At 68.4% G+C, this 24,296-nt stretch carries 21 protein-coding genes; 9 read left to right on the forward strand and 12 right to left on the reverse strand.

Features of this window, described 5'->3' with window-relative positions:
• Nucleotides 1–135: 135 nt before the first annotated feature.
• The 3 genes from ACFOYW_RS08710 (at nucleotide 136) to ACFOYW_RS08720 (ending at nucleotide 4,546) form a co-directional block, all read left to right on the forward strand.
• Complete coding sequence (locus ACFOYW_RS08710; RefSeq protein ID WP_390228497.1) at nucleotides 136–1,347, forward strand: imelysin family protein; 1,212 nt, start codon at nucleotides 136–138, stop codon at nucleotides 1,345–1,347.
• Entirely contained in the window at nucleotides 1,344–2,693 is a 1,350-nt protein-coding gene (gene efeB, locus ACFOYW_RS08715) for an iron uptake transporter deferrochelatase/peroxidase subunit (protein WP_390228499.1), read from the forward strand. The genes ACFOYW_RS08710 and efeB overlap by 4 nt, the downstream gene beginning before the upstream one ends.
• Before the next feature lie 98 nt (nucleotides 2,694–2,791).
• Entirely contained in the window at nucleotides 2,792–4,546 is a 1,755-nt protein-coding gene (locus ACFOYW_RS08720; RefSeq protein ID WP_390228500.1) for a phospholipase C, read from the forward strand.
• 80 nt (nucleotides 4,547–4,626) lie between these two features.
• Here the strand turns inward: ACFOYW_RS08720 and ACFOYW_RS08725 are convergent, their stop codons facing one another.
• From ACFOYW_RS08725 to ACFOYW_RS08740, 4 genes are read right to left on the reverse strand one after another with little or no spacing between them, the layout of a single operon-like run.
• Complete coding sequence (locus ACFOYW_RS08725; RefSeq protein ID WP_390228501.1) at nucleotides 4,627–5,085, reverse strand: NUDIX domain-containing protein; 459 nt, start codon at nucleotides 5,083–5,085, stop codon at nucleotides 4,627–4,629.
• A gap of 11 nt (nucleotides 5,086–5,096) precedes the next feature.
• Entirely contained in the window at nucleotides 5,097–6,104 is a 1,008-nt protein-coding gene (trpS, locus tag ACFOYW_RS08730; RefSeq protein ID WP_390228502.1) for a tryptophan--tRNA ligase, read from the reverse strand.
• 29 nt (nucleotides 6,105–6,133) lie between these two features.
• The gene (locus ACFOYW_RS08735) at nucleotides 6,134–6,976 is read right to left on the reverse strand and encodes an exodeoxyribonuclease III (protein ID WP_390228503.1); all 843 of its coding nucleotides are present in this window, start codon (nucleotides 6,974–6,976) and stop codon (nucleotides 6,134–6,136) included.
• Between the two features lie 28 nt (nucleotides 6,977–7,004).
• Nucleotides 7,005–8,141, reverse strand: coding sequence for a YihY/virulence factor BrkB family protein (locus tag ACFOYW_RS08740; RefSeq protein WP_390228505.1), 1,137 nt, complete (start codon nucleotides 8,139–8,141; stop codon nucleotides 7,005–7,007).
• Nucleotides 8,142–8,241: 100 nt separating this feature from the next.
• Between ACFOYW_RS08740 and ptsP the strand changes: the two genes are divergently transcribed.
• The gene (ptsP, locus tag ACFOYW_RS08745; protein WP_390228506.1) at nucleotides 8,242–9,969 is read left to right on the forward strand and encodes a phosphoenolpyruvate--protein phosphotransferase; all 1,728 of its coding nucleotides are present in this window, start codon (nucleotides 8,242–8,244) and stop codon (nucleotides 9,967–9,969) included.
• Here ptsP and ACFOYW_RS08750 read toward each other — a convergent pair.
• The 8 genes from ACFOYW_RS08750 to ACFOYW_RS08785 all read right to left on the reverse strand — a co-directional run bounded on the left by ACFOYW_RS08750 (nucleotide 9,944) and on the right by ACFOYW_RS08785 (nucleotide 17,491).
• Complete coding sequence (locus tag ACFOYW_RS08750) at nucleotides 9,944–10,720, reverse strand: FAD-binding oxidoreductase (RefSeq protein WP_390228507.1); 777 nt, start codon at nucleotides 10,718–10,720, stop codon at nucleotides 9,944–9,946. The two genes, ptsP and ACFOYW_RS08750, sit on opposite strands and share 26 nt — an antisense overlap.
• On the reverse strand, nucleotides 10,717–11,307 hold the full coding sequence (locus ACFOYW_RS08755; RefSeq protein WP_390228508.1) for a sulfite oxidase-like oxidoreductase: 591 nt from the start codon (nucleotides 11,305–11,307) through the stop codon (nucleotides 10,717–10,719). Before ACFOYW_RS08755 ends, ACFOYW_RS08750 begins: the two co-directional genes overlap by 4 nt.
• 129 nt (nucleotides 11,308–11,436) lie before the next feature.
• On the reverse strand, nucleotides 11,437–12,192 hold the full coding sequence (locus ACFOYW_RS08760; RefSeq protein ID WP_390228509.1) for a succinate dehydrogenase iron-sulfur subunit: 756 nt from the start codon (nucleotides 12,190–12,192) through the stop codon (nucleotides 11,437–11,439).
• Complete coding sequence (gene sdhA / locus ACFOYW_RS08765; protein WP_390228510.1) at nucleotides 12,192–14,012, reverse strand: succinate dehydrogenase flavoprotein subunit; 1,821 nt, start codon at nucleotides 14,010–14,012, stop codon at nucleotides 12,192–12,194. The genes ACFOYW_RS08760 and sdhA overlap by 1 nt, the downstream gene beginning before the upstream one ends.
• A 29-nt stretch (nucleotides 14,013–14,041) precedes the next feature.
• Nucleotides 14,042–14,476, reverse strand: coding sequence for a succinate dehydrogenase hydrophobic membrane anchor subunit (locus tag ACFOYW_RS08770; protein WP_390228511.1), 435 nt, complete (start codon nucleotides 14,474–14,476; stop codon nucleotides 14,042–14,044).
• A 3-nt stretch (nucleotides 14,477–14,479) separates the two neighbouring features.
• Nucleotides 14,480–14,896, reverse strand: coding sequence for a succinate dehydrogenase, cytochrome b556 subunit (gene sdhC / locus ACFOYW_RS08775; protein ID WP_390228513.1), 417 nt, complete (start codon nucleotides 14,894–14,896; stop codon nucleotides 14,480–14,482).
• Between the two features lie 159 nt (nucleotides 14,897–15,055).
• Entirely contained in the window at nucleotides 15,056–16,192 is a 1,137-nt protein-coding gene (locus ACFOYW_RS08780; protein WP_390228515.1) for a magnesium and cobalt transport protein CorA, read from the reverse strand.
• 147 nt (nucleotides 16,193–16,339) lie between these two features.
• Nucleotides 16,340–17,491 (reverse strand): glycosyltransferase family 4 protein, encoded by a 1,152-nt coding sequence (locus ACFOYW_RS08785; RefSeq protein WP_390228517.1) that lies wholly within the window; start codon nucleotides 17,489–17,491, stop codon nucleotides 16,340–16,342.
• 187 nt (nucleotides 17,492–17,678) lie between these two features.
• Between ACFOYW_RS08785 and ACFOYW_RS08790 the strand changes: the two genes are divergently transcribed.
• From ACFOYW_RS08790 to ACFOYW_RS08810, 5 genes are all read left to right on the forward strand, one after another.
• Nucleotides 17,679–18,803 (forward strand): mannose-1-phosphate guanylyltransferase, encoded by a 1,125-nt coding sequence (locus ACFOYW_RS08790; RefSeq protein WP_390228519.1) that lies wholly within the window; start codon nucleotides 17,679–17,681, stop codon nucleotides 18,801–18,803.
• Nucleotides 18,804–18,963: 160 nt separating this feature from the next.
• Entirely contained in the window at nucleotides 18,964–20,049 is a 1,086-nt protein-coding gene (locus ACFOYW_RS08795) for a BMP family lipoprotein (protein ID WP_390228520.1), read from the forward strand.
• Nucleotides 20,050–20,159: 110 nt separating this feature from the next.
• Nucleotides 20,160–21,701: an ABC transporter ATP-binding protein gene (locus ACFOYW_RS08800; RefSeq protein WP_390228521.1), complete on the forward strand. Its 1,542-nt coding sequence runs from the start codon at nucleotides 20,160–20,162 to the stop codon at nucleotides 21,699–21,701.
• Entirely contained in the window at nucleotides 21,698–22,960 is a 1,263-nt protein-coding gene (locus tag ACFOYW_RS08805; RefSeq protein WP_390228522.1) for an ABC transporter permease, read from the forward strand. The genes ACFOYW_RS08800 and ACFOYW_RS08805 overlap by 4 nt, the downstream gene beginning before the upstream one ends.
• Nucleotides 22,960–24,258 carry an ABC transporter permease gene (locus ACFOYW_RS08810; RefSeq protein WP_390228524.1) on the forward strand — a complete coding sequence of 433 codons (1,299 nt, stop codon included), beginning with the start codon at nucleotides 22,960–22,962 and terminating at the stop codon, nucleotides 24,256–24,258. The genes ACFOYW_RS08805 and ACFOYW_RS08810 overlap by 1 nt, the downstream gene beginning before the upstream one ends.
• Nucleotides 24,259–24,296 lie beyond the last annotated feature (38 nt).

Consider the following 24,296-nt stretch of genomic DNA (forward strand, 5'->3'; position numbering starts at 1 on the left):
CGGTGAACGCGGACTGAATTGTCCCTCGAATGGGTGGGGAACGAGGTTCCGTCATCAATAGCTTGGGAACGCGCCTGGCCTGCGTGGCCGACCCGCACAGAACCCGAATTGCTGCCGCCGAAACGTGGATCCACCATGCCCAAAAACCGTGCCATCGCCGCCCTGGCGGCCGCTGTCGCCCTCATCGTCGCGGCCGGTGTGGTGGTGCAGGTGGTCACGCGGGGCCACGGGGACGACGCCGCCAGCGCCAGTGTCGGCGCGACGCCGCCCGGCACGATCAAGCTCTCCGTCAGCGATGCCGGCTGCGGCGGCACCTGGTCGCTGCCACACGGCGGCAAGGTCACCTTCGAGATCACGAGTGACTTCCAGCAGGGTGCCGAGGTCGAGCTCGCCGACGTGAAGAAGCAGCTGGTCTACCTGGACCTCGAGGGCTTCGGGCCCGGCGCCACGGTCGACCAGACCGTCACGCTGGGCAACGGCACCTACCGGTTCAGCTGCTTCCCCGACGAAGACATCGCGACGAAGGGCAAGACCGTCACCATCACGGATGCCTCGGGCGTCAAGAATCCGACCCCCGGAGTGTCTCCCGTCGATCAGAACGATCTGATCCCGTATGCGATCAAGTACCAGAAGTGGGTCGCCGCCCAGGTGCCGATCCTGCGCACGCGGGTGAACACGCTCGCCACCGACATCGCGGCGGGCAACATCGCCAAGGCGAAGACCGACTGGCTCACCGCGCACCTCACTTACGAGAGCATGGGCGCGGCATACGGCACCTTCGGTGACCTCGATGACGCCATCAACGGCGAGCCGGCACCCGGAACCACGGCCCTCGCCGACCCGAAGCTGACCGGCTTCCACAAGGTCGAGGCGCTGCTGTGGTCGGGCGCGTCCGCGGCCAAGGCGGCACCTGCGGTCACGGCCCTGCAGGGGGCCGTTGCCAAGCTCGCCGCAGCGATGCCGACCCTGCAGCAGGACCCGAACGACCTCGGCCTGCGCGCGCACGAGATCGTCGAGAACGCGATCCAGTTCGAGCTCACAGGGCAGACGGATGCCGGCAGCCACACGAACCTCGCGACCATCGGCGCGAACCTCGCCGGGTCGCAGGCCGTGCTGAACGTGATCGATCCGCTGCTCACGAGCCGCTACCCGCAGCTCGGAGCGACCGAGCAGGCGCTCGCCGCATCGCAGAAGCTCGTCGCGACCTACGACCACGACGGCAGCTGGGCCGCGCTCTCCTCGCTGGATCAGCTGCAGCGGGAGAAGCTCGACGCCTCCCTCGACCAGACGGTCGAGGACCTCGCGCCGATCGCGTCGATCCTCGATGAAAGGAGCCACCCGCTGTGACCGGCGAGCGCAAGATCGAGATCGATGCGGAGACCGCCGCACTCGCCGCGGCGGCCGGCTGCCCCGTGCACTTCCACACCCCCGAGACGCCGCAGATCGGGCGGCGCGGATTCCTCGGCGGCCTGCTCGGGGCAGGCGCGGGCGCTGCGGCGGCTGCGGCGGCCGCGGCCGTGGCCGGGCCGGCACTCTCCGCGCAGGCGGAGACGAAGGCCGCCAGCGGCATGGCCGAGAAGGCGGGTGCGAGCTCCTACCCGTTCCACGGCGCTCATCAGCAGGGAATCCTGACTCCCGCGCAGCGATCGTCGGTGTTCGTCGCCTTCGACGCGACGGCCGCGTCGCGCGCGGAGTTGCAGGACCTGTTCAAAGAGCTCACGACACAGGCGCGCTTCCTCGCGACGGGCGGCACGCCGACCGACCTCGGGCCGGGCGCCGACGAATCCGATTCGGGTGTCGTCGGCCCGCAGGTGCACGCCGACGGCCTTACCGTCACGATGAGCGTCGGCGCGTCGCTCTTCGACGAGCGCTTCGGCCTGGCATCCGCCAAGCCGGCGAAGCTCACGACGATGAAGGACTTCCCGAACGACACGCTGGACCGCTCCGTCTGCGACGGCGACATCCTGCTGCAGCTGTGCGCCGACAACACGGACACCGTCGTGCACGCCCTGCGCACGCTGACGACGTCGACGCGGGGGGCGATGCAGCCGCGGTGGCGGCAAGACGGATTCGTCTCCCCGCCGCGCCCTTCGGGCACGCCGCGGAACCTGATGGGCTTCAAAGACGGTACCGCCAACCCCAAGACCGCCGACACGAAGCTCATGGAACAGCTCACCTGGGTCGAGGGCGGCTCCAACGGCGAGCCGGCGTGGGCCGACGGCGGCAGCTACCACGTGGTGCGGCAGATCCGCATGCTGGTCGAGTTCTGGGACCGCGTCGACCTGCGAGAGCAGGAGAACATGATCGGCCGGCGCCGCGACACGGGGGCGCCCCAGACCGGCACGGCCGAGTTCGACACGCCCGATTATGTGCACGACTCGGAGGGCACATCCATCCGTCTCGACGCCCACATCCGCCTCGCCAACCCGCGCAGCGCGGTCACGGCGTCATCGCAGTTCCTTCGCCGCCCGTACAACTACGACAACGGCATCGATGTGAACGGCAACCTCGACCAGGGCCTCATCTTCGCGGCCTTCAACCAGGACCTGGAGCGGCAGTTCATCGCCGTGCAGACACGGCTCATCGACGAGCCCCTCGTCGACTACATCGTGCCCTTCGGCGGCGGCTATTTCTTCGCGCTGCCCGGGGTGAAGGACTCATCCGACTGGTACGGAAGCGGGATGCTCGCCTGACCCATGCGGCCACCGCGGCCCCGCCCGCGCCGACACAACTGAATACCGACAGCTATGCAACAGAATCCACGCACCACCGAACCAGGAAAAGGTCAACAATGATCAAGTTCCCCAAGGGCAGGACGGTCAAGGTCACTTGTGCCGCCACGCTCGCGGTCGGCGCTGTTGTCGCGACTGCTCTCGCCGTTCCCGCGGCGATGGCGTCACCTGCGGTCAACAACTCCAGCAAGACCAGCACGCCGATCAAGCACGTGGTCGTGATCTTCGACGAGAACGAGTCGTTCGATCACTACTTCGCCACCTACCCCTACGCCACCAACACCGACGGCACGAAGTTCAAGGCCGCTCCCGGCACCCCGAAGGTGAACAACCTGGTCACCGCCGGTATTCTCGCGCCGAACGGCACCGTCAAGAAGTCCACTGGCAACGTGTACGACCCGCAGCGCCTCGACCCCGAGACCGCCAAGGTCACCGGCTCGAACAACCACGCCTACCTGCCCGAGCAGGAGGCCGAGGACAACGGCAAGATGGACCAGTTCGTCCAGTACACGTCGAACAACAACGCCCTCAACACGAACGGCACGTTCGGCGCCCCGGGCCTCGGCATGGACTACTACGACGGCAACACGGTCACCGGCCTGTGGAACTACGCCCAGAACTACTCGATGAGCGACAACAGCTGGGACGTGCAGTTCGGGCCGTCGTCGCCGGGCGCCATCAACGTGATCTCGGGCTCGACCGCGAAGGCGACCGCCTACAACAAGACCGGCCGCAACGAGCTCACCCCGACGACCAGCAGCAACGTGCAGAAGGGCTCGCTGATCGGCGACGCCGACCCGGCGTACGACGACTGCGCGGCGACGAGCGGTGTCGCGGGCCTCACCGGCAAGAACATCGGTGACGTCCTCAACGAGAAGAACATCACGTGGGGCTGGTTCCAGGGCGGCTTCACGCCGACCACGCCGGCCGGCAGCGGCGCGACCGACTACGCCAAGTGCGGTGCGACGCAGCAGAACGCGATCGGCCTGACCGAGACCTCGTACTCGCCGCACCACGACCCGTTCCAGTACTACAAGTCGACCTCGAACCCGAAGCACCTCCCGCCCAAGAACGAGGCGGAGATCGGTCACAACGGTCAGGCGAACCACCAGTACGACACGACGACGTTCGACTCGCTGTTCCAGAAGGGTTCGACCGGCACCCTGCCGGCGGTCTCGTTCGTGAAGCCCCCGGCCGCGCAGGACGCGCACCCGGGCAACTCGGGCCCCATCGACGAGCAGGCCTTCATCACGAAGGAGATCAACCAGATCGAGCAGTCGAAGTATTGGTCGAGCACCGCGGTCGTCATCTCGTATGACGACTCCGACGGCTGGTACGACCACGTTGCGCCGACCATCAAGAACTCGGCGAGCGACACGGCCAACAACTCGGCGATCTGCCTCAACGCGGCTTCGGCCGGTGTCGAGCAGCTCGCCGGTGACGACGACCGCTGTGGCCCGAGCCAGCGCCTGCCGCTGCTCGTGATCTCGCCGTACTCGCGTCAGAACTACGTCGCGCACAACGAGACGGACCAGACCAGCGTGCTCAAGTTCATCGAGCAGAACTGGGGGACCACCTCGACCGGAAAGGACTCGTTCACGAACGAGGCCGGCTCGATCGACAACATGTTCAACTTCGCCAGGCCGCAGCAGCGCGAGGTGCTGCTCAGCACGACGACGGGTGCGGTCACGAAGACCGTCCCGACGCACGTGAGCCCCGTGAAGCCGATCCCGCACAAGCCGCTGCCGCACAAGCCGGTTCCGCACAAGCCGGCCCCGCACAAGGTGACGCCGAGCAAGGGTCACCACATCTGATCCGGTCCACCACCTGAGCGGTCCTTGACCGCATAGGCAGACCGAGCGGCGCCCCGGGGTTTCGACCCTGGGGCGCCGTGTCAGCTGAACGCGGCCTGCGCGGCATCGAGCGCGGCGACCTGCCCCGCGATGACGAGCGTGCGGGCCTTCGCCACGTCGATCCAGCGGGCGTCGTCGATTTCGGGGATCTCGACCATTCGCCCCGAGCCCCGTGGCAACTCGATCTTCACGGTGTTGCTGTGCACCTCGTCGACGCGCAGCTCAGCGCGGGCGGCGAAGACGACGACGGACTTGGCGGACGATTGGCGGAACATGCCCAGCTCGACGTAGTCGACGTGCGGCGCGGCCACACCGATCTCCTCCGCGAACTCGCGCAGCGCCGCGAGCAGGGGATTTTCGCCCGGCTCGAGTTCGCCCTTCGGGATCGTCCACGCACGCTCGCGCCCCCGCCAGAACGGGCCGCCCATGTGAGCGATGAACACCTCGTCGCCGGCCGGTGTCTCGCGGTACAGCAGCACTCCGGCGCTCAGACGTGGCACGCGCTCACCGACTAACCCCGCGGCAGGATTCCGACGGCGTCGTAGGCGCGCTTCAGGGTCGCCTCGGCCACCTCGTTCGCGCGGGCGGCGTTCCCGGCCAGCAAGCGGTCGAGCTCGGCCGGGTCCGCAAGCAGTTCGAGCGCCCGTGCGCGAACCGGCTCGAGTTCACCGACGACGGCATCGGCCACGGTGCGCTTGAAGTCGCCGTAGCCCTTGCCGGCGAACTCGTCTTCGGCGGCGCCGACCGACAAACCGGTGATCGCGGTGTAGATCTCGAGCAGGTTGGTGACGCCGGGCTTGGACGCCCAGTCGTAGCGCACGTCACTGCCCGTGTCGGTCACTGCCCGCATGATCTTCTTCCGGGTGGCGGAGGGTTCGTCGAGCACCCAGATGAGCCCGGCGTCGGTCGCGGCCGACTTCGACATCTTCGATGTCGGGTCCTGCAGGTCGTAGATGCGGGCGCCCTCTTCCGGGTATTTCCCGGACGGCACGACGAAGGTCTCGCCGAAGCGGGCGTTGAAGCGCTCGGCGAGGTTGCGGGTGAGCTCGACGTGCTGCTTCTGGTCGTCGCCGACGGGCACGACCTCGGCATCGAACAGCAGGATGTCGGCGGCCATCAGCACCGGGTAGCCGAACAGCCCGACGGTCGTGCCCTCGGCGCCGAAGCGCTGCGACTTGTCCTTGAACTGGGTCATGCGGCTCGCCTCGCCGAAGCCGGTGATGGTGTTGAGCACCCAGGCGAGCTGCGCGTGAGCGGGCACGTGCGACTGCACGTACAGCGTGGACTTCCCGGGCTCGACGCCGGCGGCGAGGTACTGCGCTGCGAGGCCGCGGGAGGCGGCCGCGAGCGTCGACGGATCGTGCCCCGCGTTGGTGAGAGCGTGCAGGTCGACGATCGAGAAGAACGCCTCGTAGTCGTCCTGCATGGCGCGCCACTGCAGCAGCGCACCGATGTAGTTGCCGAGGTGCAGCGAGTCGCTCGAGGGCTGGATTCCCGAATACAGGCGGGGTTTGCTCATGGGGGAGAGGGTTCCTTGGGGTGATCGGTTCACAGTGAATAGTCGACGATGACGGGCGCGTGATCGGACCAGCGCGCGTCGTAGCTCGGATACCGGTCGACCGAGTACTTCGTGGCCTTCGCCGCGAGCTCGGGCGTCGCGACCTGGTAGTCGATGCGCCAGCCCGTGTCGTTGTCGAACGCCTGGCCGCGGTTCGACCACCACGTGTACGGCCCGTCGACATCGCCCGAGAACTTGCGGCCGAGGTCGATCCAGCCGAGGCCGGCCGAGCCCGTGTTGTAGCCCTCTTCGTCTTCCGCGCCGAAGATCTTGTCGAAGTACTCGCGCTCCTTCGGCAGGAAGCCGGCGCGCTTCACATTGCCCTTCCAGTTCTTGATGTCGAGCGTGCGATGGCCGACGTTGAGATCGCCCATGAAGACCGACAGCTTGTTGTGCTCGCGCAGCTCGGGCAGCCGCGTGAGCAATGCGTCGAGGAACTTGTACTTCTCGACCTGCTTCGGGGTGTCGGCCTCGCCCGAGTGGACGTAGGTCGAGACGACCGTGATGATGGTGCCGTCGACGTCGTAATCGGCCTCGAGCCAGCGGCCCGCCGAATCGAAGTCGTCTTCGCCGAAGGTCACGCGATGGATCTCGGCCTTCCGCCGGCTCGCGAGCGCGACGCCCGCGCGGCCCTTGGCCGTCGCCTCGTCATGCAGAATGTCCCACTCGGACCCGAGCAGGCCCGAGATGTCGTCGGTGCTCGCACGCACTTCCTGGATGGCGATGATGTCGGCGCCGCTCGCCTTCACCCAATCGCCCATGCCCTTGCGATACGCGGCGCGAATGCCGTTCACATTGACCGTTGCGATGCGCAGATGGGTCGAATTCGCCATGAATCGAGCCTAGTCGGCACCCCCGACATCACGTCTCTCGGGGGCTGTCCTCGGCGCCATCCCGGTCCGGGTCGCTCGCCATCACGTTGCGCAGCAGTCCCGCGGCATGCAGCACGGCGCGGCGGTTCCGCCTACGCTCGCCCCATCCGTCACTCTGCGCGAACGCGTTGCTCGCCCGCTGCAGTTCGTCCTGCGCGGCCTCGAGTCGTTGCGCGAACTCGGCCCGCCGCCGATCCGCCTCCGAGCTGCGCCCCGAGCGCTGCGTCGAGACGCCGTGGTCCTCCATGTCGATGGTGATCCAGGACGCGCAGATCAGGATCACCTGGCAGACGAAGTTGAACCACAGCAGCAGCGCGACGAACACGGCGAAGGACGCGAGCAGCGGATTCTTCGATGCACCGCGCAGCAGGTATCCGCTCGCCTGGCTCAGCACCACCAGCGCGATCGCGCCGATCGCGGACCCGGGGAACAGGTTCCGCCACGGGATGTAGAGGTGCGAGAGCACACGGTACATGCCGGCGAGCGTGCCGAAGTTGATGAGCGCCGAGACCAGGATGCTGAGTCCGTTGACGAGGATGCTCGCGAGGATCGTCTGCTTGTTGAAGCCGAGATACCCGAGAATCCCGGTGAGGAACTGCCGCGTCAACAGTGCGAGCACCGCCGAGGCGATCAGGCCGATGCCGAACGCGAGCGCCTGCAGCGCGTCGAAGCCCTTCTGCAGCAGGAAGTTCCGCTTGTCGTTCCCGACGCCGAAGATGGTGCGGATCGCCGTCCGTGTCGACGCGAGCCAGCCGAGGGCCGTCCAGATCAGGCCGCCGAGGGCGATGACGGCGGTGACCGACAGCGTCACGTTGGCCGTCGCGAGCATCTGCGTCGAGATGGCACCGTGCTTCCCGACGAGGTTGGGCACCGCCTGGTTGATGGTGTCGATCAGCTCGCTGTACAGAGCCTCGTTGGACCGCACGTAGATGCCGACGATCGAGAATCCGACCCATACCGCGGCGAAGATCGCGAACAGCGACTGGTAAGCCATGCCTGCGGCGAGCAGCGACCCGTTCGTCTGGCTGTAGTGCTGGAACACGCGCGCGGGGCGCGACCGCTGCGCCCGCCCGACCACGCCCTTGACCTGCTGTACCGGGTTCGTGCTCGTCTCAGAGGCCGTCATGACTGTTAGTTTCCCCGGTCAGCGTCGATTCATGAACCTGCACCGCTGCGAGAGGCGGCGGCAGCGCCCTGCGATTAGGCTGAAGGGCTGAGGGAGGCTCATGCAGATCAGCGGCATCGGCATCGGCCGCGGCATCGCCGTCGGCGCGGTGCTGCGCATGGCCGAGCCGATCGCGGCGCCCGCCGACCTGCCGCGGGCGGCGGATGCCTCGAGCGAGGCATCCCGCGCCCACAGCGCCCTGCGCGCCACCGCCGACGACCTCTCCGCGCGTGCCGTCATGGCAGGCGGCGAAGCCCGCGACGTGCTCGAGGCGCAGGCTCTGATCGCCGCAGACCCCAGCGTCGCGGTCGAGATCGACGAGCGCATCGAGGCCGGCCAGTGCGCCGAGCGCGCGGTGTTCGACGCCTTCGGCAGCTATCGCCGCACGCTCGAGGGCCTCGGCGGATACCTCGCCGAGCGCGTCGCCGACCTGGACGACGTCTCCCGCCGCGTGATCGCCCGGCTCACCGGAGTCCCGATGCCGGAGGTCCCGACCTCCGATCTGCCGTACATCCTCGTCGCGCACGATCTCGCGCCCGCCGACACCGCTGGGCTCGACCTTGAGAAGGTGCTCGCGATCGTGACGGCGGCCGGCGGCCCGACGTCGCATACCGCGATCCTCGCGCGGCAGCGCCGGCTTCCCGCGATCGTCGGCGCTGCAGGCTGCCGCGAGCTCGCAGACGGTCAGCTCGTCGTGGTCGACGCGCCGGCCGGCCTGGTGGTCTGCGACCCGAGCGCGACCGAACTCGACGGAGCGCGCGCCCGCGGGCGGCTCGCCGCCGCGCGGGACGCTCTTGTGGCCGGCGGCGGTCAGCGGGCGCAGGCCGACGGCGCCGCGGCACAGGGGGCGGCGACGAAGCCCGGCGGGCTCGCCGACGGCACGCGCGTGCCGTTGCTCGCGAACCTCGCCCACGCGAGCGACGCGGCCACGGCCATCGCGTTCGGCGCAGAGGGCGTCGGCCTGCTGCGCACCGAGTTCCTCTATCTCGACCGTCATCGCGCGCCGTCGGTCGCCGAGCAGACCGAGCGCTACGTCGAGGCGTTCCGACCGTTCGCCGGCCGCCCCGTGATCGTGCGTGTGCTCGACGCGGGCGCTGACAAGAAGCTCGCCTTCCTCGGCCACGAGCACGAGGAGAATCCGGCGCTCGGGCGCCGCGGCATCCGTGCCCTGCGCGAGCACGAGGAGGTCCTCGTCGACCAGCTGCGCGCCCTCGTCGCCGCGCGCGAGACGACGGGAGTCGAGCTCGGCGTGATGGCCCCGATGGTCGCCGACGCCGACGAGACCGAGTACTTCGTCGAGCTGGCGCGCGAGGTCGGCGTCAGCCGCGTCGGCATCAACGCCGAAGTCCCGTCGGCCGCGGTGCTCGCCGATCAGCTCGCACCGCTCGTCGACTTCATCTCCATCGGCACGAACGACCTCACGCAGTACGCGCTGGCCGCGGATCGGATGCTCGGCTCCGTCGCCGCCTTCCAAGACCCCTGGCACCCGGCAGTGCTGCGCCTCGCGCGCATGATCGGGGCGGCAGGAGCCGCCGCCGGCATCCCGGTGGGCGTGTGCGGCGAGGCGGCCGGCGACCCGCTGCTCGCGCTCGTGCTCGTCGGGCTCGGGGCGACCGAGCTGTCGATGACACCGGCCCTCCTGCCCGAGGTGCGCTCCGAGCTGAGCCGGTACACCCTCGCCGAGGCCCGCGGTGCCGCTGAGGCATCCGTCGCCGCCCGTTCGGCAGCCTCAGCTCGTGCCGCCGCCTCCTCTGCGCTGTCGCTCAGCCCCCGAAGCGTTCCGTCTTGATCCTGTCGGGGCTGAAGCCGTCGTCGACCAGGCGATCGGCCACGGTCTCGACGAAGGCGGTCGGGCCGCAGACGAAGAAGCGCACGTTCTCGTCCATCGCGGCGAGCGCCACCTCCTCCCGGGTCAGCCGGCCCGGCGGCCGTGTCGTCTCGGGCGGGGCCTCGCGCGTGTAGAAGAGCATCAGCTCGAGCGGCGCGGCTCGGTCGGCCGCAAGCTCGTGCAGTTCCGTGCCGAAGATCACGCGACCGGGCGACCGCACCGAGTACAGCAGCGTGAACGGCACTGCGCTCTGCAGTGCATGATGCCGACGAGCCATCGCCATGAGCGGCACGATGCCGCTGCCGCCGGCGATCAGTACGACGGGGGAGGGGTCCTCGGGGTCCCACACGAACCAGCCGCCGACCGGGCCGCGCACCTCGAGCTGCTCGCCGACCGCCAGGTCGCGCACGAGGTAGGGGCTCACTTCGCCGTCGGTGAGCTCTTCCACCGTGATCTCGGCCTCGTCGCCGCCCTCCGCCGTTGCGAGCGAGTACGAGCGCTGAGCCGTGTAGCCGTCAGGCGCGGTCAGCCGCAGGTCGATGTGCTGGCCCGCGAGCTCGGTGCCGAGGCCGGGGGCCAGCAGACGCAGCGTGCGTGCGGCGCCCTCGCCGGAGGCATCCGTCTCGAAGTGCGCGGCGACCACGTCGGCGACCCGCCACGTGTTGGCCGCGCGGTGCTGCGCATCGGTGGCGACCTGAGGTTCGGCCTTCACCAGTAGCGCTGCTCCAGCCACGGGTCGCCGCGCATGTGGTAGCCGTTCGATTCCCAGAATCCGGGCTGATCGTTGGGCGTCAGCTCGAGGCCGCTCACCCACTTGGCCGACTTCCAGAAGTAGAGGTGCGGCACGAGCAGCCGCGCCGGACCGCCGTGCTCGGCGGCGAGCGGCTTGCCGTCGAACTCCCACGCGACCCACGCCTTGCCGCCGAGCAGGTCGGCGAGCGGCACATTCGTCGTGTAGCCGCCGTAGGAGTGCGCCATCGTGAACCCGAACTCGTGATCGATGCCCTCGAACAGGGTGTCGACCGCGACGCCGCGCCAAGTCGTGCCGAGCTTCGACCAGCTGGTGACGCAGTGGATGTCGGTTGTGACGGATTCCTGCGGGAGCGCCATGAACTCGGCCCAGTTCCACACCCGCTGCTCGCCCCTTCCGAGGCTCAGCGTGAAGGTCCACTCATCGAGCGGAACGCGCGGCGTCGGGCCTGCGGACAGCACGGGGAATCCGTTCGTCAGGTACTGGCCGGGCGGGAGTGCGGGGTCGCTTCGGCGACGCCCGCGGAAGCCGGACGAAATGAGCGCCATGCGCTGAGCGTACGTGTGCGGGCCCGGGCCGTCTACGCCTGGGGGCCCCTGGTCGCGCTACAGTTACGCGTCCGCGCCACCCCTCACAGAGGCGCGCGGACCCGTAACTGTAGCGCGGCGGCGGGGAGCCTACCGACGGCCGCGGATGACCGCCTGCTTGACCTCGGCGATCGCCTTCGTGATCTGGATGCCGCGCGGGCAGGCCTCGGTGCAGTTGAAGGTCGTGCGGCAGCGCCACACGCCCTCCTTGTCGTTCAGGATGTCGAGGCGCACCTCGGCCTCGTCGTCGCGCGAGTCGAAGATGAAGCGGTGCGCGTTGACGATCGCGGCGGGACCGAAGTACTGCCCGTCGGTCCAGAACACGGGGCACGACGAGGTGCACGCAGCGCACAGGATGCACTTGGTCGTGTCGTCGAAGCGCTCACGGTCTTCGGCCGACTGCAGGCGCTCGCGGCCCTCGTGCGGCGCGGAGTGCGCCTGGAGGAACGGCTGCACCTCGCGGTAGGAGGCGAAGAACGGCTCCATGTCGACGATGAGGTCCTTCTCGAGGGGCAGGCCCTTGATCGCCTCGACGTAGACGGGCTTCGAGAGGTCGAGGTCCTTCATCAGGGTCTTGCACGCGAGGCGGTTGCGGCCGTTGATGCGCATCGCGTCGGAGCCGCAGACGCCGTGGGCGCACGAGCGGCGGAAGCTGAGCGACCCGTCCTGCTCCCATTTGATCTTGTGCAGCACGTCGAGGACGCGGTCGGTCGAGTACACCTCGACGTCGTAGTCGACCCAGCGCGGCTCGCTGTCGACCTCGGGGTCGAAGCGGCGGATGATGACGGTGGCCAGTGTGACGTCGACGGCGGGTGCCGCGATGGTGGTGTCGGTTGCAGTCGACATCAGTACTTCCTCTCCATGGGCGGGTACAGCAGCTCGCCGTCGTCGCCCTTCACGAAGACCACGGGCTTGTAGTCGAGCTTGATGTGGTCTTCCGGGTCGGGCGAGGTGGCGTCGCCGGTCAGGTAGGCCATCGTGTGCTTCATCCAGTTGTCGTCGTCGCGCGTCTGGAAGTCCTCGCGCATGTGGCCGCCGCGGGATTCCTGGCGGTTCATGGCCGAGTAGACGACGACCTCGGCGAGGTCGAGCAGGAAGCCGAGCTCGATGGCCTCGAGCAGGTCGGTGTTGTAGCGCGACCCGCGGTCGTGGATGCCGATGTTCTTGTAGCGCTGGCGCAGGTCGTGGATGATGTGCAGCATTTCGCGCAACGAGTCGGCGGTGCGGTACACCTGCGCCTTGTCGTCCATGTTGTCCTGCAGGGTCTTGCGCAGGACCGCGATGCTCTCGGTGCCGTGAGCGGCCTTGACCTGGTCGACGAGGGCGCGCACGGTCTTCGCCGGGTCCTCGGGGAGCGGAGTGAAGTCGACGCCCTGCACGAACGCGACTGCGTTCTGACCGGCGCGCTTGCCGAACACGTTGATGTCGAGCAGCGAGTTCGTTCCGAGGCGGTTGGAGCCGTGCACCGACACGCACGCGCACTCGCCTGCGGCGTACAGGCCGGGCACGGGAGTCGTGTTGTTGAAGAGCACCTCGGCGTCGTTGTTCGTCGGGATGCCGCCCATGGCGTAGTGGGCGGTCGGCATCACCGGCACCGGTTCGACGACCGGGTCGATGCCGAGGTAGAGGCGGGCGAACTCGGTGATGTCGGGCAGCTTCGTCTCGAGCACCTCGGCGCCGAGGTGCGTGCAGTCGAGCAGCACGTAGTCCTTGTTGGGGCCGGCGCCGCGACCCTCGCGGACTTCCTGCACCATGCAGCGCGCGACGATGTCGCGAGGCGCGAGGTCCTTGATGGTCGGTGCGTAGCGTTCCATGAAGCGCTCGCCCGAGGCGTTGCGCAGGATCGCTCCCTCGCCGCGCGCGCCCTCGGTCAGGAGGATGCCGAGACCGGCGAGCCCGGTCGGATGGAACTGGAAGAACTCCATGTCTTCGAGCGGCAGCCCGCGACGCCAGACCATGCCGACGCCGTCGCCGGTGAGGGTGTGCGCGTTCGACGTCGTCTTGAACATCTTGCCGAACCCGCCGGTCGCGAAGATCACGGCCTTCGTCTGGAACACGTGCAGCTCGCCGGAGGCGAGCTCGTATGCGACGACGCCCGAGACCTGGCCCTCGGTGTAGAGCAGGTCGAGGGCGTAGTACTCGTTGAAGAAGTTGACGCCGAGCCGCACGCAGTTCTGGAACAGCGTCTGCAGGATCATGTGGCCCGTGCGGTCGGCGGCGTAGCACGCGCGGCGCACCGGCGCCTTGCCGTGGTCACGGGTGTGGCCGCCGAAGCGGCGCTGGTCGATCTTGCCCTCGGGGGTGCGGTTGAACGGCAGTCCCATGTTCTCGAGGTCGATGACCGCGTCGATCGCCTCTTTGGTGAGGATCTGCGCCGCGTCCTGGTCGACGAGGTAGTCGCCGCCCTTGATGGTGTCGTAGGTGTGCCACTCGGCGTTGTCCTCTTCGACGTTCGCCAGGGCCGCAGCCATACCACCCTGCGCAGCACCCGTGTGCGACCGCGTGGGGTACAGCTTGGTGATGACACCGACGCTGACCGAGGTGCCCTGGGCTTCCTCGGCGGCGGCGATCGCCGCGCGCATGCCGGCGCCGCCGGCGCCGACGATCACGATGTCGAACTTGTGGTAGTGGATGCCGCCTGAGACGGTCGATTCGGCGTCGGTCACAGTCCTTGTTCTCTGTTCGATTCTCTCGATTACTTGCAGAAGCTCAGCGAGGGGTCGGTGGGGCACGGGTTGAAGGCCGTCACCGTGTAAGTGCCGAGCACGATGAGGATCGCGACAGCAAGGAAGATGGCCCACTTGAGCACGCGGTTGACGGTGGGGTTGTGCGCGTAGTCATTGACGAGCGTGCGCATGCCGTTGCCGCCGTGGATCAGGGCGAGCCAGAGCATCAGCCCGTCCCAGATGCGCCAGAACGGCGAGGCCCACTTGCCGGCGACGAACGCCCAGTCGACGGCGGCGATGCCCTTGCCCGCGACGAGGTTCACGAACAGGTGGCCGAAGATCAGGATGACGAGCAGCACGCCGGAGGCGCGCATGTAGATCCAGCCCCACTTCTCCCAGTTGGTGCGCCGCTTGGTGCGCGCGGGAGTCGTCGGGGTGCGGGGGGCGTCGATGGTCGTGGCCATGGCTCAGTGCACCTCCTGCGTCATGTGCACGATCTGCACCGGGACGAAGCCGGCCACGAGCACGAGCCAGATGGCGACGACGAGCCAGAACAGCAGGCGCTGATGCGCGGTCGCCCAGCCCCACAGGTCGACGAGGATGATGCGCAGCCCGTTGATCGCGTGGAAGCAGATCGCCGCGACCAGGCCCATCTCACCGATGCCGAGCAGCGTGTTCTTGTAGGTGCCGATCACGGCGTTGTACGCATCGGGCGAGATGTTGAGCACGACCGAGTCGAGGATGTGCACCAGGAGGAAGAAGAAGATCGCGACGCCGGTGATGCGGTGCAGTACCCATGACCACATTCCCTCGCGGCCTCGATACAGCGTGCCGCCTAGCCGAGATGGCCTCGGCTTAGGGGCTTCGATCGTCTGGCTTGACACGAACAACCCTCCCTGGCTGTGCGATCGGATGCGGCTGCGCACCCGGCTTCTGCGGGTCAAGTCTATGTGTCCCGCCGGGCGCGGAGTGACGCCGGCGCTCGAAAACTGTCTCGACGTCAAGAGATTCCGGCCTGCGCACGGACTCGTGCGCGGGCCGGTTCAGAGCCAGTTTCTGCGCTTGAACACGAAGTACAGCCCGAGCCCGAGCGCGAGCATCAGGCCGAGGGCGAACGGGTAGCCGAACGCCCAGTGCAGCTCCGGCATGATGTCGAAGTTCATGCCGTAGATGCCGGCGATCAGGGTCGGGGTGAACAGGATCGCCGCCCATGCGGAGATCTTCTTCGTGTCCTCGCCCTGCTGGTGGCTGAGCTCCGAGAGCTGCTCCATGCGCGCGTTCTGTCGTTCCGTCACGAGCGTCGCGTTCACCGTGAGGATGTCCCGCAGCATGGAACGGAACGTGTCGACGCGTTCGTTGACGCCCGTGAGGTGGTCGGCGACGTCGCGCAGGTTGCGCTGCAGCTCCTCGTTGACGTGGTATTTCTCGGCACCGAGCTGGAGGTTGTCGACGACGGTCGCGAGCGGATGCGTCGCCCGCTGGAAGTCGATGACCTCGCTCGACAGCTCATAGATGCGCCGTGACACGTTGGCGTCGAGGCTGTCGAACACCTGGCTCTCGATCTCGTCGATGTCGTTCGCGAGACCCGCGACCACGGGGGCGTACTCGTCGACCACCGTGTCGATGATCGCGAACAGCACGGCCTGCGGCCCCATCGCGAGCAGCTCGGGGTCGGCCTCCATGCGCCGCCGCACGTGCGAGAGATCGGGCGACTCGCTGTGCCGCACCGTGATGACGAAGTTCGGGCCGACGAAGACGTGCAGCTCGCCGAACGCGACCTCTTCCGGCACGTCGAGGTAGTCGGCGGCGCGCAGCACGACGAACAGCGTGTCGTCGTAGCGCTCGAGCTTCGGCCGCTGGTGTGCCGCGATCGCGTCCTCGACGGCCAGCTCGTGGAGGTCGAACTCCTCGGCGAGCGAGTGGATCTCCGTCTGCGAGGGGCGGTACAGCCCGATCCACGCCATGCCGCCCGGAGTGTCGTGCAGCGCGCGGAACGTCTCGGCGAGCGACGCGGGGGAGGCGACCCGGATGCCGTCCTGGTAGATGGCCGAGTCGACGATGGTGCGGCGAGACGGGCGGGCGGGGGTGGGCGCCGTGTTCGGCGCCGACGGACTCGACCCGGCGTTTCGACGGTTCACGAACGGCATCGGCGGCAGAACTCGAATCCTGCGCTGGGCCATGGCGGCACCTCCCTGCGTTTCTCATCGCGTCGGTCGTCGCCTGCCGCGAGTCGTTGCGCGACGCGCCGCACGCGAGCGCCACGTCGCTCTGGCTGGGCCCGGCGTGGGTGACGGCGGGTGCCCAACCCCAGAGGGTACCCCAGCCGGCTATGCGGAGATGCGGGTGGACCGACCGGAGGAGCGCGTCGGACGATCCTGCGCGATCGCGGTCTCGTAGTAGGCGAACAGCTCGCCGCAGATCGCCTCCCACGAGCGGCCGAGCACCGCGCGTCGTCCCGCCTCGCCCATCCGCAGTCGCAGGGCCCCGTCGCCGACGAGTGCGCGCACCTGGTTGCGCAGCTCGTAGTCGTCGCGGAACAGGTAGCCGTCGACGCCGTACTCGACCAGGTCGAGCGGGCCGCCTGCGGCCGGCGCGATGACGGGCAGGCCGGATGCGTGCGCCTCCTGCACCGTCTGGCCGAAGGTCTCCTCCTCGCCGGTGTGCACGAAGACGTCGAGGGCGGCGTACGCGGCCGCGAGCTCTTCGCCGGACAGCCGGCCGAGATAGGTCACGGGCAGCGGCCGCAGCGCCTTCTGCACGGAGGGCAGCGCGGGCCCGTCGCCGACGATAGCGAGGCGGATGCCGGGAATCCCGCGCAGGGTCCGCAGCCGCTCCACCTGCTTCTCGGGAGCGACGCGCCCGATGTACCCGACGATGACCTCGCCGTTGGGCGAGAGGAAATCACGGTAGCGGCGCGACAGCGTCGAGATCCGGTTGCGCGGGTGGTAGCGCTCGAGGTCGACGCCGCGGCCCCAGCGCCCGAGGCGCTCGATGCCCGCCGCCTCGAGATCGGCGAGCGACGACGTGGAGGGAGCGAGCGTGATCGTGGCGCCGTCGTGCACCCACTTGAGCAGGCGCCACACCCCGGCGGCGGCGAGGGCGAACCTGTTGCGGCGTGCGTAGCCCGCGACATCCGTCTGGTAGATCGCTACGGATGCGACGCCGAGGCGGTTCGCCGCCGCGATCGCCTGCGCACCCAGCAGGAACGGACTCGCGGCGTGCAGCACGTCGGGGCGGAAGTCGGCGAGAAGACGCGAGACCTGGGGGCTCGGCAGCCCGACCGGGAACTGGCGGTACGCCATGGCGGGCACGGTGTGCACGGGGAATCCGGCGTATTCGGTCGGCACCTTGGACACCGCCGGACTGATCACCATCGCTTCGTGGCCCTGAGCGGCCAACTGCTCGAGGACACGGCACACACTCGTAGTGACGCCGTTGACCGTGGGAAGGAAGCTTTCGCTGACCACCGCGACCCGCATGATTTGAAGGTAGGAAGCGATCGTGGCGTCATGGTGAACCGCCTATGAACCGGAAAAGCACAGTGTTGTAATTGCCGCGCCCGTCTGCGCCGATCGGCCGCTGCGCGCCTGGCCGCACCAGCTGCCGAGTCACTGCCGTCGGCCCGGGGCCGCGAGGCATGTCCCCGGCCATCTGTAGTGTTGCCGCATGACCTCAGCGAGGGAACCACTGGAGCGGTTCCATGCGGTGATTCCCGCCGGCGGCGTCGGCTCGCGGCTGTGGCCGCTCTCCCGGGCGGACGCGCCGAAGTTCCTGCACGACCTGAGCGGCAGCGGCAGGAGCCTGCTGCGCGACACCTGGGACCGGCTCGTGCCGATCGCCGGCGCCGATCGCATCATGGTCGTCACGGGTCGCGCCCACCGGGCCGCCGTCGAGGACCAGCTCAGCGAGCTCGCCGATGAGCAGATCGTGCTCGAGGCCGAGCCGCGCGACTCGACCGTCGCGGTCTGCCTCGCAGCGGCGATCCTCGAGCTGCGCGAACCCGACGTGATCGTCGGGTCCTTCGCGGCCGACCACATCATCGGGCGGCTGCCGCTCTTCGAGCAGGCGGTCAGCGAAGCCGTGCAGACGGCGGATGCCGGGTACATCGTCGCGGTCGGAATCAAGCCGACCGGCCCCTCGACCGGGTTCGGCTACATCAAGCAGGGTGCGGCCCTCGAGGTCGAGGGAGCGCCGAGCGCCCGCATGGTCGAGTCGTTCGTCGAGAAGCCCGACCTCGCGACGGCGCGCGGCTACCTGCGCGACGGCGGCTATCTCTGGAACGCGAGCATGTTCATCTCGCGGGCGGATGTCCTGCTCGGCCAGCTCGGCGAGACGAAGCCACAGCTGCTCAAGCAGTTGCGCGAGCTCGCGGCCGCGTGGGAGGACCAGAGCACTCGCGGCCCGGCCGTCGACCGCCTGTGGCCGAAGCTCGAGAAGGTCGCGATCGACTACTCGGTCGCCGAGCCCGCGGCGGCGGCGGGGCGCATGGCTGTCGTGCCGGGTCTGTTCGACTGGGACGACGTCGGCGACTTCGCGTCGCTCGCGAAGGTGAACTCGGGCGGCCGCAAGACAGACCTCGCGATCCTCGGCGAGCATGCGCGCGTGCTGGCGGACGCGTCGAGCGGCATCGTCGTGAGCCAGACGAGCCGGGTGATCAGCCTCATCGGCGTCAAGGACATCGTCGTCGTCGACACCCCCGATGCGCTGCTCGTCACGACGACCGAGAACGCGCAGCGGGTGAAGTCGGTCGTCGACGCGTTGAAGCTGACCGGCGGCGGGAACGTACTCTGACGCCCTGACCGAGCGCCCGGCGTGACGCCGTATTACATTGACGTTGCGCTTCCGTTTCCGAAGCCCTCCGTAGTGCAGTTGTGCCTTGGCCCTCAAGTAGTTTTGGATACTTCACGGCGCGTTAACCCCGGCGCCGTCCTGAATCAGAGGAATACCAACAGTGTCAATCGCATCACGCAAGCTTGTGCTGGTCGGTGCCGGCCTGGCGGCGGCCACAGCTCTCGCGCTGACCGGCTGCGCGCAGGCGCCCTCCACCAGCAGCGGCTCGAAGACCACGTCCAGCTACCTGCCCTGCATCGTCGGCGACACCGGCGGCTTCGCGGACCACTCCTTCAACCAGCTGGCGCTCCAGGGCGTCACCGCGGCCGCCGCGAAGGAGGGCACGTCGTACAAGAAGGTTCAGTCGAAGACGTCCGACGACTATGCGTCCGGTATCGCGAGCCTCATCAGCGAGAAGTGCAACCTGGTCGTCGCGCCGGGCTTCAACTTCGTCGCGTCGGTGAAGGCTGCGGCAGCCGCGAACCCGAAGGTCGATTTCGTCCAGATCGATGACAACACGATCAGCGCGCCGAACGTCAAGGACGTCGTGTACGAGACCGACCAGGCGGCCTTCCTCGGCGGTTATGCCGCTGCTGCGTACAGCAAGACCGGCGTCGTCGCGACGTGGGGCGGCGCCGAGTACCCCTCGGTGACCATCTACATGGACGGCTTCTACGACGGCGTTCAGTACTACAACCAGCAGAACCACAAGAACGTGAAGGTGCTGGGCTGGAACGAGGCGACCCAGAAGGGCACGTTCGTCGGTAACTTCACCGACCAGACGACGGCCAAGACCGACACGCAGAACTTCCTGAACCAGGGTGCCGACGTGATCGTGCCGGTCGCGGGCTCGCTCTACGAGGGCGCTGCGGCGGCCATCAAGGGCTCGAACTCGTCGGCCGTCCTCGAGGGCGTCGACTCCGACATCTACCAGACCGACCCCGCCAACCAGAGCCTGTTCCTCGTTTCGATCCTCAAGCGCGTGGACACCTCGACGGAGACCGCGGTCGAGAACGCCGCGAGCGGCAAGTCGTTCGACAACTCGACCTACATCGGTACCTTGCAGAACAATGGCGTAGGCATCTCGTCGTTCCACGACTACGCGTCGAAGATCCCCGCGGACCTTCCCGCGAAGCTCAAGACGATCCAGGCCGGCATCGAGAGCGGCTCGATCAAGGTCGCTTCGCCGTCGTCGTTCCAGAAGTAAGTCGTTCCAGAAGTAATCAGCAGGCAGCAAGTCCTCGCACCAGGGCAGGCAAAGAGGGCGCTCGTCGCCCTCTTTGCCTGCCGCCCACAAAGAAAGGCGCGCCCGGCCGCATGAAGCTCGAGCTCAGGGGCATCACCAAGGTCTTCGGGTCTCTCGTCGCCAACGATCACATCGACCTCGTGGTCGAGCCGGGCGAGATCCACTGCCTCCTCGGTGAGAACGGTGCGGGCAAGTCGACGCTGATGAACACCCTGTACGGCCTGCTGAAGGCCGACGACGGTGAGATTCTGCTCGACGACGTGCCGCAGCACTTCGCCGGTCCGGGTGACGCGATGCGCGCGGGGATCGGAATGGTGCACCAGCACTTCATGCTGGTGCCCGTGTTCACCGTGGCCGAGAACGTCATGCTCGGGCACGAGCCGAACCGGGGCGGATTCCTCAGCCTCAATGTCGCGCGTGCGCGCGTGCGCGAGATCTCCGATCGCTTCGGGTTCGAGGTCGACCCCGACGCCGTCGTCGAGGACCTGCCGGTCGGCGTGCAGCAGCGCGTCGAGATCATCAAGGCGCTCAGCCGCGACGCGAAGGTCCTCGTGTTCGACGAGCCGACGGCGGTCCTCACCCCGCAGGAGACCGACGAGCTCATGGGCATCATGAAGCAGCTGCGCGATGAGGGCACCGCGATCGTCTTCATCACGCACAAGCTGCGCGAGGTGCGCGAGGTGGCGGACCGCATCACGGTCATCCGTCTCGGCAAGGTCGTCGGCGAGGCCGAGCCGACGGCGACGAACGCCGAGCTGGCCGGTCTCATGGTCGGTCGCGCCGTGAACCTCACCGTCGAGAAGGAGCCCGCGACTCCCGGGGCCGATGCGCTCGTGGTGAAGGACCTGACCGTGGTCGACCCGCTGGGTCACGTCACGGTCGACGACATCAGCTTCACGGTCCGGGCGGGGGAGGTCCTCGCGGTCGCCGGTGTGCAGGGCAACGGGCAGACCGAGCTGACCGAGGCCCTCCTCGGTCTGCAGCCGCACGTGGCCGGTGCGATCGAACTGAACGGCCGCAGCCTCATCGGGCTCACGACGGGCGAGGTGCTCGACTCGGGCGTCGGCTTCATTCCGGAGGACCGGCAGGTCGACGCTCTCGTCGCCGAGTTCTCCGTCGCCGAGAACCTCATGCTCGACCGCTCCGACGGGGCGCCGTTCGTCAAGGGGGGCACGGTTCAGGCATCCGTTCTCACCGAATTCGCGCGCGTCGCGATGCGCGACTTCGACGTCCGCGCCGAGAGCGCCGACACGCATGTCGGCCGTCTGTCGGGCGGAAACCAGCAGAAGGTCGTGCTGGCCCGCGAACTCAGCCGCGACCTCAAGCTCTTCGTCGCCGCGCAGCCCACGCGCGGTCTCGACGTCGGGTCGATCGAGTTCGTGCACAAGCGCATCATCGCCGCGCGCGACGAGGGCGTCCCGGTCGTGGTCGTGTCGACGGAGCTCGACGAGGTGACCGCGCTCGCCGACCGGATCGCCGTCATGTACCGCGGGCGCATCGTCGGCATCGTTCCGGGCGACGTGTCCCGCGACGTGCTCGGCCTGATGATGGCAGGCGAGCTGCCGCCCGGCGTCGACGCAGCACACGCCACCACCGAAGGAGCACAGCAGTGACCGAGGTCGACTCGACCCTCGAGCCCAGCCAGATTCCCGAGGAGGAGCGCACGCCCGAGCAGCAGCCGGGCGACTCCGATCGCTGGCGTGACGCGCTCACCCGCATCTTCGGCGGCAACATCATGCTGTCGGTCCTCGCGATCGTGATCGCGCTCGTCGTCGGCGGCATCCTGATCGCGGCGACCGACCCGGCGACCGATGCGGCGTCGGCGTACTTCTTCGCGCGGCCGACGACGGCGTTGGCGGATGCCTGGAACGCGGTCTCCGGCGCATACGCGGCTCTCTTCCGCGGCGGTGTCTACGACTACACGCAGACGAGCTTCGTCGCCGGCGTCAAGCCGATCTTCAACAGCCTCAACTTCGCGGCGCCCCTCATCGCAGCGGGACTCGGCATCGCGATCGGCTTCCGCACCGGCGTGTTCAACATCGGCGGCCAGGGCCAGATCCTGATCGCGGCGGCGTTCGCCGGCTGGGTCGGCTTCTCGCTGCACCTGCCGTACGGCATTCACCTGATCGTCGCGGTCGCCGCAGCCCTGGTCGGCGGCGGCATCTGGGCCGGCATCGTCGGGGTGCTCAAGACGCGTACCGGCGCGCACGAGGTGATCGTCACGATCATGCTCAACTACGTCGCGTACTACCTCATCGACTACCTGCTGCACACGCCGGTGCTGCGTGCCCCGGGCTCCCAGAACCCGCAGAGCCCGGCGACCCTGCCGACCGCCGTCTATCCCAACCTGTTCGGGTCGTCGTTGCCGCTGAATCTCGGCTTCGTGTTCACGGTCGCCGCGACGGTCTTCACCTGGTGGCTGCTCAACCGCTCGAGCCTCGGCTTCAAGTTCCGGGCTGTCGGCGAGAACATGCGCGCCGCGAAGGTCGCCGGCATCAACACGGACCGGGTGTTCATCGTCGCGATGGTCCTGTCCGGTGTGTTCGTCGGTCTCGCCGGCGCCTATCAGGTGCTCGCCCAGACGACCACGGGCTTCGGCAACGACATCGACGCGGGCATCGGGTTCAACGCGATCACGGTGACGCTGCTCGGGCGCTCTCGCCCGTGGGGCGTGTTCTGGTCGGGCATCCTGTTCGGAGTGTTCCAGGCCGGCGGCTACATCATGCAGGCGTCGCAGAACGTCGACATCGACATCGTCACGGTCGTGCAGTCCGTGATCGTGCTCTTCATCGCAGCCCCGCCGCTGGTGCGCGCGATCTTCCGTCTGCCGCAGCCGGGCGCACGTCGCGCCGTGAAGGGGGCGAACGCCTGATGACCGCGATCTCCACACCGCCCACCGAGGTCAGCGCCGGGTCGGTGCGTGCCGCAGCGGAGCTGACGCGCAGCCGGAAGACGCCGATCATCCTGACGATCTTCGCCGTGCTCGGCGTCGTGCTGTTCGTGCTGCTCGGTCGCGGCGGCACCACGACGCTCGACTTCACCGGCCAGGGCGTGCACACCCTCACGATCCCGCACGCACAGCTGCCCGCGCGTGGCACGGGTTACGTCATCGCGGCGATCGCCGTGCTGATGGCCGCGGGCGCGTGGGTGCTCGGGCGCGGCACTCGTCGGGTGCCGACCTGGTACGGCGGCGTCTTCGCGATCGTGCTGCTGGTCGGATTCCTCGTCTGGGCCGCCGCCGGCCATACGCTGCCCGTCATCGGCCTGCTCACGGGGTCCCTGGCGCTGAGCGCGCCGATCATCTTCGGCGCCTTGGGCGGTGTCGTGTCCGAGCGCGTCGGCGTCGTCAACATCGCGATCGAGGCGCAACTGCTCGCCGGTGCGTTCGTCTCCGCGATCATCGCGACGATCACCCACAACCTCTATGCGGGCGTCGTCGGCGCGATGGCCGCGAGCGTGCTCGTGTCCTTCGTGCTGGGCTCGTTCGCGGTGCGCTACGCGGTCGACCAGGTCATCGTCGGCATCGTCCTCAATGTGCTGGTGCTCGGGCTCACGACGTTCCTGTACCAGACGGTGCTCGTCAACAACGCGACGGCGGTGAACAGCCCGGGCACGTTCCACCAGCTCCCCATCCCGGGGCTCGCGGAGATCCCGGTGCTCGGGCCGATCCTGTTCGACCAGACGATCATCATCTACCTCATGTACATCGCGGTCATCGCGGTGTTCATCGGAATGTTCAAGACCCGCTGGGGCCTGCGCCTACGCGCGGTCGGCGAGCACCCCCAGGCTGCGGACACGGTCGGCATCAACGTGCCCCGCACCCGATTCTGGAACGTCGCGCTCGCCGGCGCGATCGTCGGCGTCGGCGGCGCCTACTTCACGCTCGGGTCCGTCGGCCCGTTCAGCCAGGACGTGACCTCGGGCCTCGGCTACATCGCCCTCGCCGCGGTGATCTTCGGCAAGTGGGACCCCGTCCGCGCAACCTTCGCCGCCCTGCTGTTCGGTTTCGCGAACAACCTGCAGAACGTGCTCGGCATCATCGGCTCGCCGGTGCCGAGCGACTTCATGCTGATGCTGCCGTACGTGGTCACCATCTTCGCCGTCGCGGGCCTCGTCGGCCGCGTGCGCGGCCCGGCCGCCTCGGGAAAGCCGTACCTCGGCGGACACTGACCCGCGCCACTGTCATGAGGGAACATTTTTGGCGGGCG

The organism is Gryllotalpicola reticulitermitis, assembly GCF_042651345.1.
Classification (GTDB): Bacteria; Actinomycetota; Actinomycetes; order Actinomycetales; family Microbacteriaceae; genus Gryllotalpicola; species Gryllotalpicola reticulitermitis.

Excerpts from the sequence above, each read along its gene's own strand:
- ACFOYW_RS08710 (WP_390228497.1), top strand. The coding sequence starts at position 136 with ATGCCCAAAAACCGTGCCATCGCCGCCCTGGCGGCCGCTGTCGCCCTC.
- ACFOYW_RS08720 (WP_390228500.1), top strand. The coding sequence starts at position 2,792 with ATGATCAAGTTCCCCAAGGGCAGGACGGTCAAGGTCACTTGTGCCGCC.
- trpS (WP_390228502.1), bottom strand. The coding sequence starts at position 6,104 with ATGAGCAAACCCCGCCTGTATTCGGGAATCCAGCCCTCGAGCGACTCG.
- ACFOYW_RS08735 (WP_390228503.1), bottom strand. The coding sequence starts at position 6,976 with ATGGCGAATTCGACCCATCTGCGCATCGCAACGGTCAATGTGAACGGC.
- ACFOYW_RS08740 (WP_390228505.1), bottom strand. The coding sequence starts at position 8,141 with ATGACGGCCTCTGAGACGAGCACGAACCCGGTACAGCAGGTCAAGGGC.
- ptsP (WP_390228506.1), top strand. The coding sequence starts at position 8,242 with ATGCAGATCAGCGGCATCGGCATCGGCCGCGGCATCGCCGTCGGCGCG.
- ACFOYW_RS08755 (WP_390228508.1), bottom strand. The coding sequence starts at position 11,307 with ATGGCGCTCATTTCGTCCGGCTTCCGCGGGCGTCGCCGAAGCGACCCC.
- ACFOYW_RS08760 (WP_390228509.1), bottom strand. The coding sequence starts at position 12,192 with ATGTCGACTGCAACCGACACCACCATCGCGGCACCCGCCGTCGACGTC.
- ACFOYW_RS08770 (WP_390228511.1), bottom strand. The coding sequence starts at position 14,476 with ATGGCCACGACCATCGACGCCCCCCGCACCCCGACGACTCCCGCGCGC.
- ACFOYW_RS08780 (WP_390228515.1), bottom strand. The coding sequence starts at position 16,192 with ATGGCCCAGCGCAGGATTCGAGTTCTGCCGCCGATGCCGTTCGTGAAC.
- ACFOYW_RS08785 (WP_390228517.1), bottom strand. The coding sequence starts at position 17,491 with ATGCGGGTCGCGGTGGTCAGCGAAAGCTTCCTTCCCACGGTCAACGGC.
- ACFOYW_RS08790 (WP_390228519.1), top strand. The coding sequence starts at position 17,679 with ATGACCTCAGCGAGGGAACCACTGGAGCGGTTCCATGCGGTGATTCCC.
- ACFOYW_RS08800 (WP_390228521.1), top strand. The coding sequence starts at position 20,160 with ATGAAGCTCGAGCTCAGGGGCATCACCAAGGTCTTCGGGTCTCTCGTC.
- ACFOYW_RS08810 (WP_390228524.1), top strand. The coding sequence starts at position 22,960 with ATGACCGCGATCTCCACACCGCCCACCGAGGTCAGCGCCGGGTCGGTG.